Origin of the sequence: Sphingomonas sp. CROZ-RG-20F-R02-07 (genome assembly GCF_022662335.1) — a bacterium.
Classification (GTDB): domain Bacteria; phylum Pseudomonadota; class Alphaproteobacteria; order Sphingomonadales; family Sphingomonadaceae; genus Sphingomonas.
Map to the genome: position 1 here is coordinate 348,805 of NZ_JAKNQJ010000001.1, position 15,188 is coordinate 363,992.

At 66.9% G+C, this 15,188-nt stretch carries 13 protein-coding genes; all 13 read left to right on the forward strand.

What is annotated here, in order from left to right:
* The first annotated feature begins 23 nt into the window (after positions 1-23).
* Complete coding sequence (locus tag L8H00_RS01705) at positions 24-515, forward strand: phage virion morphogenesis protein (RefSeq protein ID WP_242095490.1); 492 nt, start codon at positions 24-26, stop codon at positions 513-515.
* A 130-nt stretch (positions 516-645) separates the two neighbouring features.
* The gene (locus L8H00_RS01710; RefSeq protein ID WP_242095491.1) at positions 646-1,713 is read left to right on the forward strand and encodes a phage protease; all 1,068 of its coding nucleotides are present in this window, start codon (positions 646-648) and stop codon (positions 1,711-1,713) included.
* On the forward strand, positions 1,710-2,084 hold the full coding sequence (locus L8H00_RS01715) for a hypothetical protein (protein ID WP_242095492.1): 375 nt from the start codon (positions 1,710-1,712) through the stop codon (positions 2,082-2,084). Before L8H00_RS01710 ends, L8H00_RS01715 begins: the two co-directional genes overlap by 4 nt.
* Before the next feature lie 3 nt (positions 2,085-2,087).
* On the forward strand, positions 2,088-3,056 hold the full coding sequence (locus L8H00_RS01720) for a hypothetical protein (protein WP_242095493.1): 969 nt from the start codon (positions 2,088-2,090) through the stop codon (positions 3,054-3,056).
* On the forward strand, positions 3,053-3,895 hold the full coding sequence (locus tag L8H00_RS01725; protein ID WP_242095494.1) for a hypothetical protein: 843 nt from the start codon (positions 3,053-3,055) through the stop codon (positions 3,893-3,895). The genes L8H00_RS01720 and L8H00_RS01725 overlap by 4 nt, the downstream gene beginning before the upstream one ends.
* Positions 3,895-4,323 (forward strand): DUF1320 domain-containing protein, encoded by a 429-nt coding sequence (locus L8H00_RS01730; RefSeq protein WP_242095495.1) that lies wholly within the window; start codon positions 3,895-3,897, stop codon positions 4,321-4,323. The genes L8H00_RS01725 and L8H00_RS01730 overlap by 1 nt, the downstream gene beginning before the upstream one ends.
* Positions 4,323-4,751: a hypothetical protein gene (locus tag L8H00_RS01735; RefSeq protein WP_242095496.1), complete on the forward strand. Its 429-nt coding sequence runs from the start codon at positions 4,323-4,325 to the stop codon at positions 4,749-4,751. The genes L8H00_RS01730 and L8H00_RS01735 overlap by 1 nt, the downstream gene beginning before the upstream one ends.
* Positions 4,748-4,960 (forward strand): hypothetical protein, encoded by a 213-nt coding sequence (locus tag L8H00_RS01740; RefSeq protein ID WP_242095497.1) that lies wholly within the window; start codon positions 4,748-4,750, stop codon positions 4,958-4,960. The genes L8H00_RS01735 and L8H00_RS01740 overlap by 4 nt, the downstream gene beginning before the upstream one ends.
* A gap of 5 nt (positions 4,961-4,965) precedes the next feature.
* Positions 4,966-5,904, forward strand: a complete 939-nt coding sequence (locus tag L8H00_RS01745) for a hypothetical protein (protein WP_242095498.1) — start codon at positions 4,966-4,968, stop codon at positions 5,902-5,904.
* A gap of 11 nt (positions 5,905-5,915) precedes the next feature.
* On the forward strand, positions 5,916-6,254 hold the full coding sequence (locus L8H00_RS01750; RefSeq protein ID WP_242095499.1) for a hypothetical protein: 339 nt from the start codon (positions 5,916-5,918) through the stop codon (positions 6,252-6,254).
* An 89-nt stretch (positions 6,255-6,343) separates the two neighbouring features.
* On the forward strand, positions 6,344-6,607 hold the full coding sequence (locus tag L8H00_RS01755) for a DUF1799 domain-containing protein (protein ID WP_242095500.1): 264 nt from the start codon (positions 6,344-6,346) through the stop codon (positions 6,605-6,607).
* A 9-nt stretch (positions 6,608-6,616) separates the two neighbouring features.
* Entirely contained in the window at positions 6,617-10,651 is a 4,035-nt protein-coding gene (locus L8H00_RS01760; protein WP_242095501.1) for a hypothetical protein, read from the forward strand.
* Complete coding sequence (locus tag L8H00_RS01765; RefSeq protein WP_242095502.1) at positions 10,651-14,937, forward strand: hypothetical protein; 4,287 nt, start codon at positions 10,651-10,653, stop codon at positions 14,935-14,937. Before L8H00_RS01760 ends, L8H00_RS01765 begins: the two co-directional genes overlap by 1 nt.
* Positions 14,938-15,188: the final 251 nt, after the last annotated feature.

A 15,188-nucleotide genomic window follows, 5' to 3' on the forward strand; every position in this document is an offset into this window, starting at 1 on the left:
GTGTCTCGTCGGAGTAGCTAGCGATGTTCAGCCTGCAATTCAACGCATCGGCCGTATTCGACCAGCTTGACCGCGCTCGCGCTGTCTTGGACGATTTGACGCCGATAAACGAGGATATCGGCGAGTACATGGTCAAAGCGACCCGCGACCGGTTCGTGTCGAGCACCGCGCCTGATGGTTCGCGCTGGCGCAAAAAGTCACCGACGACGATCGCGGCCTATCTCGCGCGGGGGGATGGCAACCGGCCAAACCCGCTGATCGGCCCGTCTGGTCGCCTCGGCAAGGAAATTGCGAAGCTCGTGGCGCGCGACGCAGTCGAGATCGGTTCAGCCCTCGAATATTCGGGTGTCATGCAGGACGGCGCGGCCAAGGGTGCGTTCGGGAGCACGAAGACCGGACGGCCGGTGCCCTGGGGCGATATCCCGGCGCGGGTATGGCTCGGCATTTCGGCCGAGGACGAGCGCAACATCCTCGACATCGTCGACGAGCATCTGGAGCTCGCACTGGACGAGTAGATCCGGGTTGCCGATCGATCCTCGATCCGGCAGGTTGACGATCGAGGCGCCGGATATGAGCGCCTGACGCCCGCCTTGGCGGGCATGTTTCCCCCGCTTCCAGCACGTCACAACCGTGCTCATGAACGGCATGTCCACCGCGCTCTGCGCGGCCATCACCATTGAGACGAATGGCGGCGCGGCGCCTGAATGGCTGCACCTGTTGCCCGCCGGTGAAGCGCGTACGGTTGACGGCCGCGGTCCCTATCGGGTGGCCGACACCGCGGCGCTGATGGCGGCGTCGCTCGCCGCCGGCAAGCTCACCCTCGACGAGAACCATGCGACCGACTTGGCGGCGCCCAATGGCGGCGCGGCGCCCGCGCGCGGGTGGATCGTCGACCTACAGAGCCGCGCGGACGGGATCTGGGGCAAGGTCGACTGGGTCGATGCCGCGGGCGGCACCCCCGTCTGGAAGCAATATCGCGGCGTCTCGCCGGTGATCGCGCACGACAAGACCGGCACGGTCAGCGCGATCCTGCGAGCATCGCTCACCAACACGCCGAACCTCGCGGGGCTCGTGACCCTGCATTCCCAGGAGAAGACCAACATGGATTTCCGCAAGCTGCTGCTCGGGCTGTTGGGGCTCGACGACAGCGCCGACGACGCGGCGATCACCGCCGCGATGGAGGCGATGAAGAAGACGGTCGCCCAGCCCGATGCGGCCGTCGCGCTCCAGGCCGCGTTCAAGCCCATCGCAGCGGTTCTCGGCTTGCCCGAGGGCGCCGACGCCGTGGCGCTGCTGTCCAGCGTCAAGACGCTGAAGGCCGGTGGCGATGACCGTGTCGTCGCCCTCCAGTCGGAGGTCGCAACGCTGACCACGCGGCTCGACGCCTCCACCACCGACCGCGCCCGTGACAAGGCCACCGCCTTCGTCGACGCGGCGATCGGCGCAGGGCGTGTCGGGCTGAGGCCCGTGCGCGCCGAATATATCTCGATGCACATGGCCGACCCCGCCCAGGCGGAGAAGCTTGTGAACGCGATGCCGACGCTCGCGCCCGGCGCCTCGACGCTGACCGTGGTGCCGCACGAGGGCGCGCCCGAGAATCCCGCGCTGCTCGCCCAGAAGGCGGGCGCCTACCAGGCCAAGCAGGCGGCGGCCGGCATCACCATCGACTTCGCCACCGCCGTGCGCGCCGTCAGTGAAGGGAAAGCCGCATGATCCGCGGGCTCATCACGTCGCACGCCGCCATCGCGCTGATCGCGCCGTACTCGATTGTCGCGTTCGCCAATGCGGCGAGCGACACCAGCGTCGGACCGGCGAACGGTCCCGGCGCGCCGATCGCCGGCACCGTAGGCCAGATCGGCGCGAGTGCGCCGGGCGTCATGGTCGATGTCGAGAAGGGCGGCATTCCGCGCGTTCGCCTCGGCGGGCCGGTGGGAGCAGGCGACTGGCTGACCAGCGACGCGAACGGCGCGGCCGTCAAGGTTTCCGCCGCCGGCCAGCGCACGATCGGCCAAGCGCAGCAGCCCGGCGTAGCCGGCGACATCATCGATTATTTGTCCGCGCCGGGCGTGGACGGGGGAGCGTAAATCATGGACCGTCCTTTCATCGTCGACCCGGTGCTTTCGGCGATCGCCGTCGGCTACCGCAATCCCGCCAGTTTCTACATCGCCGATAGCGTGCTGCCCCGGCAGCAGGTCACCGGCGAGAAGTTCAAGTGGACCGAGTACCCGATCGAAGAGAGCTTCAACGTCCCTGATGGGCGTGTCGGCCGGCTCGGTCAGGTGCAGCAGCTGACGTTCGGCGGCATCGAGCGCGCCAGTGCGGTCGAGGATTTCGGCTTCGACGTTCCGATCCCCAACTCCGATATCGAGGCGGCGGAGAACGCGCGCAAGCTCGGGCTGAACAGCTTCAACCCCGAGGATCACGCGGTCATGTCGGTGACCGACACGCTGATGAACATCCGCGAAGTCCGGGTGGCGAACATCGTGCACAATCCCGCCACTTATGCGGTCGGTCGGAAGATGCAGCTTCAGGGCACGAGCCAATTCAGCGACTATGCGAATTCCGACCCGGTCGGCGTTATCAAGACGGGCATGGACTCGACGCTGGTGCAGCGGCCGAACACGGCCGTCTTCGGCCGCGCCGGCTGGTCGAAGGTCAGCTCGCACCCCAAGATCGTCAACGCGGTCAAGGGCAACGTCACGTCGGCCGGCGTCGTCACGCCCCAGCAGTTCCTGGAGCTGTTCTCGGGCGAAGGGCTCCAGAACGTGTTCATCGGGGATGCCTGGTACAACACCGGCAAGCCGGGGCAGCCGGTCGCCCTGACGCGCGCCTGGGGCAAGCATCTCGCACTCATTCACATCAACCCGCTGGCGACGCCGGAGTTGGGGGGGATCACGTTCGGCCTGACCGCCCAGTACGGGTCGAAGATCGCCGGTCGGATCGAGGACAAGGATGTCGGTCTCCAGGGCGGCATCCGGGTCCGCACCGGCGAGCGCATCAAGGAGCTCGTCGTCGCCCAGGATGTCGGCTATTTTCTTCAGGATATCGTCGCATGAGCCGCCCCACGCACTCCACGCGCGGCGGTCACCGCTCCGCGCTTCTCGCCAGTGCCACTGCGGCCGCCGCCACGCCGGCCGTGCCGGACACCACGCCGCTGCCCTCCGACCAGATCAGCGCGCCCGCCGCGCCGGCCGTCGAGGCGGCGCCGATCGCCGCGCCCGTCGTGACGGAGACGGTGCCGTTGCCGGTGCCCGAGGCGGCGCCGCGTGATGTCGAGGAACCCGCGGTCTACAAGCCGCCACTGGTCGAGGTCGACAGCACGATCCCGCTACCATCCGACCAGATGACGCCGCTGGTGTCACCTCTCGGCACGACCGACGTGAGCGCGACGACGCGAGCGGCGATCGCGGCGGAGGAGGGGCTGTCCGCTGCCGAGGAGGCGGAGACGCGGCGGGACCCCGATTTCGAGCGGGTCAGCGTCGGCGCGGAGGACCGTCGATCGTTCTTCGACGAGCGCGATCCGGTTCTGGCCGTGAACGGCCGCGGTGGCCGGTTCACCCGTGGCCAAGGCGATCGTGCGATCGACCTCCTCCGCGATCAGCTGGAGAGTGCCGGCTACGGCGTCGTGATCCTGTCGGCCGAGACCGTCGATGCGCTTCGCGACGTGCTCGGTATGCACCCGCTGACGATGGAGCCGCCTACCGAAGAACCCGGCGAAGTGCCGGAGCCCGAGGAGCGGCGCCGCTTCATGGTGTCGGCCGACGTGCATCACGATCGCAAGCACGTGAAGCCGGGTGGGTTCGTCACCGTCACGCTGGCGGAGTTTAACCGCTACCGCGCCGGCACGTCGATCGCGCCGAGCACCAACTGGTTCGACGGGAAGCTCGTGGTCTGATGCCGTACACGTCGGTCACGGCGCTGGTCGACCGGCTTGGCGAGGACGTGCTGATTCAGCTGACGGATCGCGCGTCCCCGCCTACCGGTGCGATCGTCAGCAGCGTGGTCGATCAGGCGTTGGCGAATGCCGACGCCGTGATCGATGCGTCGTTGGCGATGCGATATCGGCTGCCGCTGATCGCCGTGCCCGTCGTCGTCGCCGACCTCGCGCTGTCGATCGCGGCCTACAAGCTCCACCGGTTCGCCCCTGATCCCAAGGTGAAGGACGATTACGACCAGGCGCTGAAGGACCTTGGTGACATCGCCGCTGGTCGCAAGAAGCTGGAGCTAGCCGGGATCGAGGCCCCTACGTCCGGCGCAGGCGGCGTCGTGACGACGGATAGGGCGCGCGATTTCACGCCCGAGAACCTGCACGGCTTCATCTGATGGAGACGGTGCGGGATCGGCTGGAAGCGATCCCGGCGTTGGCCGGGCGCATTCAGGGCGCTGCCAAGCTGGCGCAGCTGACGCAGGCGGGCGCGGCGGTCCAAGCGAACACCGCGGCCTTCGTGCTGCCGCTCGGTTTGCGCGGCGGCAAGGCGGACGCGGTCAGCGGCATGTTCCGGCAGTCGATCGACCGGCTTGTGGGGGTGGTGCTGATGGTGCGCAACTTGGGCGACGCGACCGGCGAGAAGGCGTTCGCCGAGCTCGATCCGATGATCGAGGCGGTGATCGAGGCGCTCGCCGGCTGGGCGCCGGACGAAGCGATCGGCGTCTACGTCCTCGCCCGCGGCGAGCTCGTCAGCATCTCGGCCGGGACCATCACCTACCAGCTCGATTTCGCTCTTGATGACCAACTGAGGATCGCACGATGAAGAAGAACGACGACGCCCCTCCCGAGATGGAGCAGCCCCGCACCGGCGGCAGCTTCATTCGCCAGGGGGATGGCACGCTGAAGATGGTCGAGGGCGCGATCGCCGACGATGAAGCGGCGCCCGATGCCGCGCCCGTCACCGACCCGGCGCCTGACGCCGAGCCGCCGGCTGACGCTGGCGCACCTGTCACCGACCAGAACAAGGGCTGATTGGCATGGACCCGATCAAGTGGAAGTCGAAGATCATCCTCGTGAAGCCGGAGGGTGCCACATACGGCATCGATCCAACGCCGACCGGCGCGGCCAACGCCATGCTGCTGACCGATGTTCAGCTTCAGCCGATGGAAGGCGAGGATGTCAGCCGTAATTTGGAGCTGCCGTATCTCGGTGCCCAGGAGACGATCCCGGCGGGCCTGCGCGCAGTGCTGACCGGCACCTTCGAGCTGGTCGGCTCCGGCGCCGCAGGAACCGCCCCGGCGTGGGGGCCGCTCGCGCGTGCGTGCGGCATCGCAGAGGTGCTGACGCCGGGCACGCAGGTCGATTATTCTCCGGTCAGCGACAATCACGAAAGCGTCACCGCCTACTTCCAGATCGGCCCGTCCCTGCACGTCCTCCTGGGCGCGCGAGGCACCGCGGTCTGCACCCTGAACGCCCAGGGCATTCCGATCGTGCGCGTGACGCTCACCGGCCTGTTCACCCGGCCCGGCGACCAAGCGCGCCCCGTGCCGGACTATTCGGCGTGGCAAGGCCCCCAGATCGCGAGCAAGGCCAATACGCCCACCTTCACGATCGCCGGTGCGCCTTTCGTCCTGCGCTCCTACGAGCTGAATATCGGCAACGACGTGCAGCCGCGTCTCCTGGTCGGCGCGGAGCGCATTGTGATCGTGGACCGTGCAGAGGCGCTGAGCGTGACCGTCGAGGCGGTGCCCTATGCGTCGTATAACCCGTTCGCGATCGCCGAGCAGCGCACTCGCCAGGCCGTCGTCCTGCAGCACGGCACGATCGTCGGTCGTCGGGTAAGGGTCACGATCCCCACTGCCCAGCAGAAACGCCCGTCCGGCGTGCAGCAGAACCAGAACATCGCCGAATGGCCGCTCGCCTTCACGCCGTTGCCGACGCTTGGCGATGACCAGTGGAAGATCACGCTCACTTAAAGGAAACGTCCATGTTCAAGCTCGAAACCGCCCCCCGCTTTACCCACGGCGTTACCGTCCAGGTCCCCGTCGATGGCGGGTTCGAAGGGCAGACCTTCAAGGCCACCTATCAGACGCTCGGTATCGCCGAGCTCGCCCAGTATGATTTCAACGACGACGCGCAGGGAGCGACCTCGACCGCGTTCTTGCGCAAGGTCCTCGTCGGTTTCGAGGACGTGCAGGGTGATGACGGGCAGGTGATGCCCTATTCGGACCGCGCACGCGACGCGCTGATCGATATGCCCTTCGTCCGCGTGCCGCTCACGCAGACCTATTTTGCGGCGGTTTCGAAGGCTCAGTTGGGAAACTGAAGGCGGCTGCGCGGATTTGGGCACTTGGCGGGGCGCCTGATCTCGCGGAGGCGGCTGGTGACGCCCAGGAGTTCGGCGCGCCGGCCGAGGTGATCGCCAGCCTGGAGGCGGAGCCGGAAGGTTTCGGTGTGTGGCCGGTCAACATGCCGATCGTGGATGCCTTCCTGTCGGTGTGCAGCCAATGGCGGACCACTGGCCTCGCCGATGGTCGGGTGCTCTGGCACGGGCTCGATTACACCGCGGTGAAGGTCGGGCTCGAACAGGGCGACCTCACTATCTCGCCCGCCGACTGGTCCGCCTTCCGCCTGATGGAACGCGTGGCCGCGTCCGCGCTGAACGGCAACCGAGGGTAGCTTTCGACAATGCTGAAAACCTCTCTTCTAATCACCGGCGACGCGTCGGTTGCGCGCAAGGAAGTGGAGGACCTTGTCACGAGCGTGCGGACGCTCGCCACCGGCGCGAAGGCCACCGCCGCCCCCGTCGCCGAACTCGATCAGGCGCAGCGCGGTGCCGCCGGCAGTGCGCGCGAGCTAGGCGGCGCGTCGGCTGCCGTCACGAAGGTGCAGAATGGCGTCGCCGCCGCAGGGGAGGCGGCGTCGGCCGCCATCGCCGAGATGAGCGCGTCGCAATTGGCGGCGGCAGCCGGCGCGCGCGAGCTGACGCAGGCGCTTGGCGCGGCGGAGGCTGCGCAAGCGGCGTCCGTCGCCGAGATGCGGCAGGGTGCCGCCGCGCAGGCTGCGGTGAATGCGTCGATGGTCGAATTGTCCGTGCGTGCCGGGCAGCTGGGCGCGATGCTCGCCGCCGTCGCCACCGCCAGCGCCCAATCCGGCGCAGCGTCGAATCAGAACGCGTCCTCGCAAACGCGGGCCGCCAGCGGCGCATCGGAGTATGCGGCCCAGCTCGCGCGCCTGAAGGCGCAGCTCGATCCAGCGGCCGAGGCTCAGCGCCGGCTTGCCCAAGCGACCGACCTGCTCGACACCGCGTTCCAGCGCGGCGACATAACCCAGGAGCAATACGCGCTCGGGTTGAAACAGGCGACCGCCGCCGCGCACGGCCATGCCGAGGGCAGCATGCGCATGGGCGCGTCGGGCATGATCGCCGAACACGTGGTGCGATCGTTCTCGGATTCGGTCGCCGCCGGGCAGTCGCCGGTGCGGGCCATGACCATGGAGATGGGCCGCGTCACCGAAGCGATGACGATGTGGGCGGCGCAGTCGGGCAAGACCGAAGGCGCGATCGGCCGGGTTGCCGGCTTCCTCGGCGGCCCCTGGGGTCTCGCCGTCAGCGTCGGTATCGCCGTCCTCACTCCGCTGATCGGCAAGCTCTTCGAGACGGAGGGCGCGGCCGACGCAGCCAAAGACGCCCTGAAGAATTTCGCCGAGCATCAAAACGACATCGGCAACTTCATCGACAAGACGACGGGCAAGCTGATCGCCCAAAATGCGGCGTTGATCCAGAACGCGACGCTGATGCGCCGGCAGGGTGCGACCGCTGCCGACAAGGCATCGCTCGACCAGGGCAAGCAAGGCTTCGACGCGGCTGATGCGGCGCTGAAGAAGAACGTCCAGACATTCTACAATCCCACGACGCTTAGCTTTCAACAGACCGACAACAGCGGCCTGAAATATGCGATCGACAGCGCCAACGGGAGCGTCGTGCGCCTTTCGCAGAACCTGAACGCGCTTGCATCGAGCGATCCCAAGTTCAAGCCGCTCGCTGACCAGGTGTCGGGTTTTGCCGCCCAGGCCGCGTTTGCGAACCAGAACAGCCGAAAGCTACGGGGCGAGATCACGGAGCTGGCCGACGCCCAGCGCAACGGCAGCGTTGCGACCGTCGCCAGCGTCAAGGCGCAGGCAGATGCGGCTGCCGCCAGCGATGCCGTGTCGAAGGCCCAAGCCCACCTGAACGATGTCGATACCCAAGCTGCCGATATCGAACGGATGGCTTATGGCCCGGAAAAGATCGCCGCACTTGCCAAATATAAGGCGGCCCGGATCGATGCCCTGAACGCAGTCGAGTCCGCAAAAGAGGCGGCGAAGAAGAAGCGAAAGAAGAAGGAGCGCAAGCCGGCCGACACCACGTCGTTCACGGCAGGCGTCAGCAACGACATCAATTCGCTTGTCGCGCAGTTCACCGATGCGCCGACGTTCGTCGAAAAGGCCCGGGCGGCAGTAGCACGTCTCGACAAGGATATTGCCGAGCTTTCGAAGAAGAAGCCGCCCAGTTTCCAGACCCTGATCGATCAGGCGACGGCGGCCAAGGCCGTCATCCAGGCCAACCTGACGAAGCCCTACGACGACTATATCCGCGAGCAGAGCCGCTCCTACGAGGTGCTGAAGCTCCAGGCGTTGGGATTGGACGATCAGGCCAAGGCGCTGGAGCAGATCAACGCACTGGAGCAAAAGCAGGGCAAGCTGTCCGACGAAGCAAAGGATGGCATTCTCGCGAGCGTCCAGGCGGTTCGTGCCGAGCAGCGCGAGCTGGAAATCCGAAACGCGCTTAACGCCAAGTATGTGACTGAGGTTGGCAGCATCAAGTCTGCGATCGAGGACGCGAGCCAGGCATTCGTGCGTGGCGACCTTGGTCAATTCCTGAAGACGCCCTCCAAGCTGATCGACGCGTTCCAGACGCTCCAGGGACAGCAGCTGTTCGACAAGCTGTTCGACGGCGCGTTCCGCGACCTTCAGGATCAGGCGAACGGCACGTCGATTGTGAAGGATGCCGCGAAGCGTTTTTCGACAGCCGTCGATGACGTGAGCGCGCGAAGCAAGGCTACTGCCGAGGCGGTCGCCGCCTTCCGCTCGCCGGTCCAGGACGCGACCTCGGCACTGGGCGGCTTCGTCGCCGCGCTTCGTTCGGCTGCGAACAACGTCGCCGGCACGGCCGCCTCGCCTGACCTCGCCAGCCAGCTCGCGCAGGGCAATAACGTGGATGGATCGATCTCCGTCCCCGGCGACATCGTCGTAACGGCCAACAAGCTGCTGAAGCCCGCCGCTGCCCAGCCCGACACGGCGAAGCCGGACTATCTCGTCAGCGCGATGCAGAAGGTCGCGGCCAGCGTCACGGGGCTCTTCACCAATCACGACACGGCAGAGCGCCTAGGCGCATCGATCGGCAAATATGCCGGCAAGGGGCTAGAGGGGGCTGCTACCGGGTCGATGGTCGCCGGTATCGGAAAGACGATCGGCATCAATCTGAGTTCGTCGGGTTCGCAACTCGGCGGCGCTGTCGGCGGCATTTTGGGCAGCATCAAGGGCGTCACCGCCGCGCTTGGTCCCCTCGGTTCTGCAATCGCGCCCGTCCTGAGCGTCGTCGGCGGCCTGGTTGGAAAGCTATTCGCGCCGAAGGCGCAGCCGGGCGGCGTTACCGTTTCTGCCGTCAACGGCTCGGCCGGCGTGTCAGGCACGGTTGGGAGCGACGCCGCCGGGATCAAGGCGGGCAACAGTCTCGGCGCCAGCGTGTCCTCCGGCGTGAACCAGATCGCGCAGCAGCTGGGCGGCACGATCGGCGCGTTCGCCGTCGAGATCGGCAAGTACAAGGATGATCTCCGCGTCAACGTGAACGGCAAGGCGTTGGGCGGGGTGAAGGGCTCAGGTGCGGTCGGCTTCGGAGACGACGAAACCGCCGCCGTCTCTTATGCCATTTCGCAGGCGATCGCGCAGGGCGCAGTGCAGGGGCTCGATCAGGCGGTCCAGCGCGCCCTGGGATCATCGACCGATACGCAGAAAGCGCTGTCCGAGGCGCTCGGCGTCAAGAACCTGGAGATCCTCTTAGGCGGCGTTCAAGCCTCGCTGAAGGCCACTTTCGACGCCGAGGCGGCCAGTGCCAAGGAGCGGCTGCGCTTGGCCCAGACTTACGGCCTGGACATCGTTGCCACTGAAAAAGCGAACGCAGACTCTCTCACCAAGCTGATGGCTTCGACCTTGAAACAGCAGGTCGGCTCGCTCCAGACGCTTATCACCGACATGACTAGCGGCAGCCTATTCGAAGGCACTGCCATGGAGAAGATCACCGCGATCAACGCCCAGATCGTGAAGGCGAAGGCGGACCTGGACGCCGGTGTTGATGGCGCTGCCGACACGCTGGCGAAGCTCTACCAGGACAAGCTTTCCGCTTCGAAGGATGCGTACGGTACGACCGACGCCTATGCGGCCGACCGCACCGCCACGCTGAACGATGCGCAGGCGGCGGTTGCGAAGGCGAATGCGCAGATACTGGCGGCGGCTGGCCAGAACCAGAGCGACCCTGCGCTCACGACCACGAACGCGGCGCTGGACGAGAACAACGACCAGAACGCGCAGATCATCGCGGCGCTCAACACCGCGAACAGCCTGCTCGCGGGCACGTCGGCCGGCGCCGCGAAGAGCTTCAATCTCGCCAGCCTGGCGACGGTCTGATGGTTGCTGTCGTAATCCTCGTCGAGGCAACGCCGCGATCGGCGATCGACGGCTCGCCCGTGGCGGTCCGGCTCGCCGGTGGCGGGGGCGAATTTCCCTATCATTATAACGACCAGCATTACCGCGCCGGGATCGAGGGGCTGCCCAAGGCGATCGCCTCGCTCGACTTCGACGGCGAGCAGCTCGGCGGTGGTGGTGTCGCCCAGGCGCTGGAGTTGCGTTGGACGCCCGAATCGAGCGCTGCGCTCTTCGATCTTTCGAACCTGTTCTGGACTGACGCCCCGATCACGGTGCGCATCGGGCCGGAGGGCGCGGCCCTGCCGCCGATCGCCAGCGCCGGGCTTGTCCTGGAGACGGCGGTCGAGACGGGTGCGCTCCGGATCGCGCTTGCCGATCAGACCACCGATCTGAAGCGGGCGATCCTTACCGATCGCTTCGCCGGCACCGGCGGCATCGAGGGGCCGGCCGCGCTGGCGAGCAAGATCAAGCCGCGTGCCTGGGGCCAGTGCTTCAACGTCATTGGGCAGGTTCTCGACGCGGCGAACAACATCTGGTGCTTTGGCGATCCGAACCATCAGTGGCTGTCGTTCGATCAGGTGCGTGACAAGGGCGCGGCACCGTCCGCATCCGCGCTGACCCTGCTCGGCTGGCAGGGCACAGTCGCCGCCACCTTCACGGCCTTGCAGAGCGCGAAGGCCATTCAGGGCGGCGGTGTTGTCTGCCCCTCGATCGGCTGCGTGAAATGGTGGGCCCAGCCGGCTGGCGATCTGCATGCCGACATCCGCGGCGAGGTAGCGAGCGGCTATGTCGAGACAGCGCCCGAGATCGTCGCCAGCCTGGTCGCGGTTCGCTCGACGCTAACCTTCGGGGCCGGCGAGGTGGCGGCCGCTGCCGCCGCGCGCCCTGCACCCTGCGGCGTTTTCGTCGACAGCGACAGCGCCACGGCGTCCGATCTGGTCAGCGGCATTCTCGGCGACGTTTCGCTGTCGTGGATGCTGAGCGGCGGCGCGATCGCATTTCGGCGCTGGGAGTGGAACGCCTCTACCCGCGTCGCGCGTAGCTACGGCGTCACCCGGCAGAAGACGATGAAGCCGGTGACCGCGCGCAAGCTCGGCTACCGCCGCAACTGGTCGCCGATGGCGCGGGGCGATCTCGCCGGCATCGTGCTGGCGACCGACGTCGTCTACGACACGGGCGTGCCGGTCACGACAGCGATCGCCGCCGCCGCCACCACGGCGCAGTGGCCGAACGTCAGCGATCCGACCGGGACCAAGCCAGTCGACAATGCCACCAAGGGCGCGACGATCGGTACCGATGTGCGGGATGCTACGGGCCGCATTGTGACGGCGGCCGAGCTGCTCAACCCGCTGCTGACGCTTCAGACCGACGGCACGCTGATCGCGACGATCGCGGGCGCGCCCACTGTTCTGGGCAAGGTGGCGCTGCCCGACCTGGGCGCGGCGACCGATGCTAGCCGCCGGCAGCTCGAAACCGATCTCGCCAGCCTCTCCGCGGCCGTCGCGCAGCTCACCGCCGGGCAGGCGCTGGTGCAGAACGTCTTTCGCGACGCCGGCCTCTACACCGATCCGTCGAGCGGCGTCGCCAAGCTATATGCCGTCGAGAGCCGGGGCGAGCAGATCACCAACCTGTCGGTCGCCCTCAACGCGCAGCTCGCGACGATCTCGCTCAAGGCCGATGTCAGCTACGTCAAGAACGCGATCGCCACCGCGCAGCTTCCCGGCCAGACGGTGGACCTGTCGTCGATACTCGTCCGCCTCACCAGCGCCGAGACGAACATCAACGGCCTCGCCGCGACCGTCCAGCTCAAGGCCGACGCCACCGTCGTCACCGGCATCCAGGGCACGGTCGGCGCGGTACAGCAGTCGCTGAACGCGCTGACCGCCACCGTCGCCACCAAGGCATCCCAGACCACCGTGGATGCGCAGGGCGCCCGCCTTGGTGTCGCCGAGCAGACCCTTTCCGCACTCGACGGGGCATCGATCGCGCAGTCGGTGACAGCATCACGGCGCTCGGCTGGCGACGGCGACATCGCTGGCGCGACATCGATCCTCGACATGCTGAACGGCGCGCAGAACGCACAGACGGCGGCCGATGGCATCGCGCAGGCGCGTCAAGAGCTTGGCGCGCGCGTCACCGGCGCGTTCGATGCGATTGCGACGCTTTCCACCTCGCTGGCCGTGCAGATCGGCGCGGCCACCGCCTCGCTGGCAACCGAGAGCACCGCCCGCCTCGCCGCCGACCAAGCCGCCGCTCAGACGCTGACGACCTATCAGGCGAGCATCGCCGGCAACCTCGCCGCCGCCAACACGGCGATCGGCGTCGTGTCGACGAAGGTTGATGCGACGGCGCAGGCGTTGACCGACTTCAAGGTGCAGACGGCCTCGACGGTGTCCACCCTCAAGAGCCAGCAGACGGCAATCGCTTCCGCCACGGAAGCGCTCTCGCAGCAATTCACCAGCCTGTCGGCCAGCACGACGAGCAGCATCGCCGACGCAAACACGGCGCTTGGCGGTGTCGCGGCCGGCCTGGGCACTGCCAACGACAAGATCGCCGTCAACGCGGCCGGGCTGGATGCGGCCAACGGCAACATCGTCGGGCTGACCAAGAGCCTCAACACGACAATCACCAACCTCGCCGATGCGAGCAGCCGGCTCACCGCGGTCACCTCCAAAGTGGACGCGACCGCCCAATCGCTCACCAGCCTGTCGGCCAGCACGACGAGCAGCATCGCCGACGCAAACACGAAGATCGGCGGTGTCGCGGCCGGCCTCGGCACCGCCAATGACAAGATCGCTGTCACCTCGGCCGGCCTCGGCGCGGCCAATGACAAGATCGCGGTCAACGCGACCGGATTGGGCACCGCCAACGACAAGATCGCCGTCAACGCGGCCGGGCTGGACGCGGCCAACGGCAACATCGCGGGGCTGACCGCGAGCCTCAACACCACCATCACCAACCTCGCCGATGCGAGCAGCCGGATCACCGCTGTCACCTCCAAGGTGGACGCGACCGCCCAATCGCTCACCAGCCTGTCGGCCAGCACGACGAGCAGCATCGCCGACGCAAACACGAAGATCGGCGGTGTCGCGGCCGGCCTCGGCACCGCCAACGACAAGATCACGGCTGCCGCCGCTGGCCTCAGCACGGCCAACGACAAGATCGCCGTCAACGCGGCCGGGCTGGACGCGGCCAACGGCAACATCGCCGGGCTGGCGACGAGCCTCAACACGACGATCCTCAATCTGGCCGGCGCTAATACCAGGATCAGCGCCGTCACCACCAAGGCGGACGCGACGGCCCAGTCGCTTAGCGACTTCACCGCGCAAACCGGCCAAAACCTCGCCTCGATAAACCAAACTCTGGTGGCGCAGTCGGGGGTCAACAGCGCGCTGTCTGGCCAGCTCAGCTCCGTATCGACCACCGTTGGCGGTCATACCAACACGCTCACCCAGTACGGACAGTCCATCAATGGGCTGTTCGCCAAGTGGGGCGTCGAGTTCAACGCGAACGGCGCGATCACCGGCTTCGCGCTCAACAACGGCTCCGGACGGACCGACGCCTCTTTTGTCGTCGACAACTTCCGGATCGTGCAGCCAAACGGCGGCAACAACCGGCAGGTGTTCTCGATCGCCGACGACGGCACGATCCAGATGCCGAGCGTGCGCGTGAACACGCTTGCCGCCGGGTCCGTCTCCTATGACGGCTTGCAGCTCGGCGCCGCCCAAAAGTGCGCCTTCCAGTCGACCGGCGGCGATTTTGCGATCGGCCAGAACCAGACCGCCAACGTCGTCAGCGTCACCTTCGTCAAGGAGGATGATAGCAGCGTGCTGAAGATGGTGCTCTTCGCCAACTGCTACAGCCCGGACGATCTCCAGTTCATCGGCAACATCCTGCTCGACGGCAACAGCGTGCAGGCCGCCCGCGTCAACATCGTCCTCGATACGCAGACCTCGCAGGGCGAGATGCCGATCACCCCGTTCAAGTTCCTGACTGGCGTCAGCGCCGGGCAGCACACCGTCACCTTCACCATGCAGAACACCAACGTGAAGAACCTCAGTCTGACGATCAGGGGCGGCGCCACGCTGGAGGTGACCGAGCTGCGCAAGGGCTCGATCGGGTCATCGACCGGCAGCGGATCATCCATCGTCTCCAGTGGCGGCAGCTCGGGTGCCACCAGTGGGGGCAGCACGAGCTCGGGCGGCACCAGCTCGGGCGGGAGCTCCGGTGGCGGCGGCTACTCCGGCGGCAACACCAACATTCAATGACCGAAAGGAACCTCTAAATGGCATGGTATCGGGGCGGAACAATCGCCGTCACCAACGGATCGCAGGTCGTCACCGGCACGGGCACGGCCTTCGTGGCGAACGTCCAAGTGGGGCACGCAATCAATCTGCCCGATGGGCGGGCTTATGAAGTGGCAGCGGTCAATTCCGATACGCAAATCACGCTCGGCAATCCGTCCGGTTATCTGGGCGCGACAGCGTCCGGCCAAGCCTATTCGATCCAGCCGAACCAA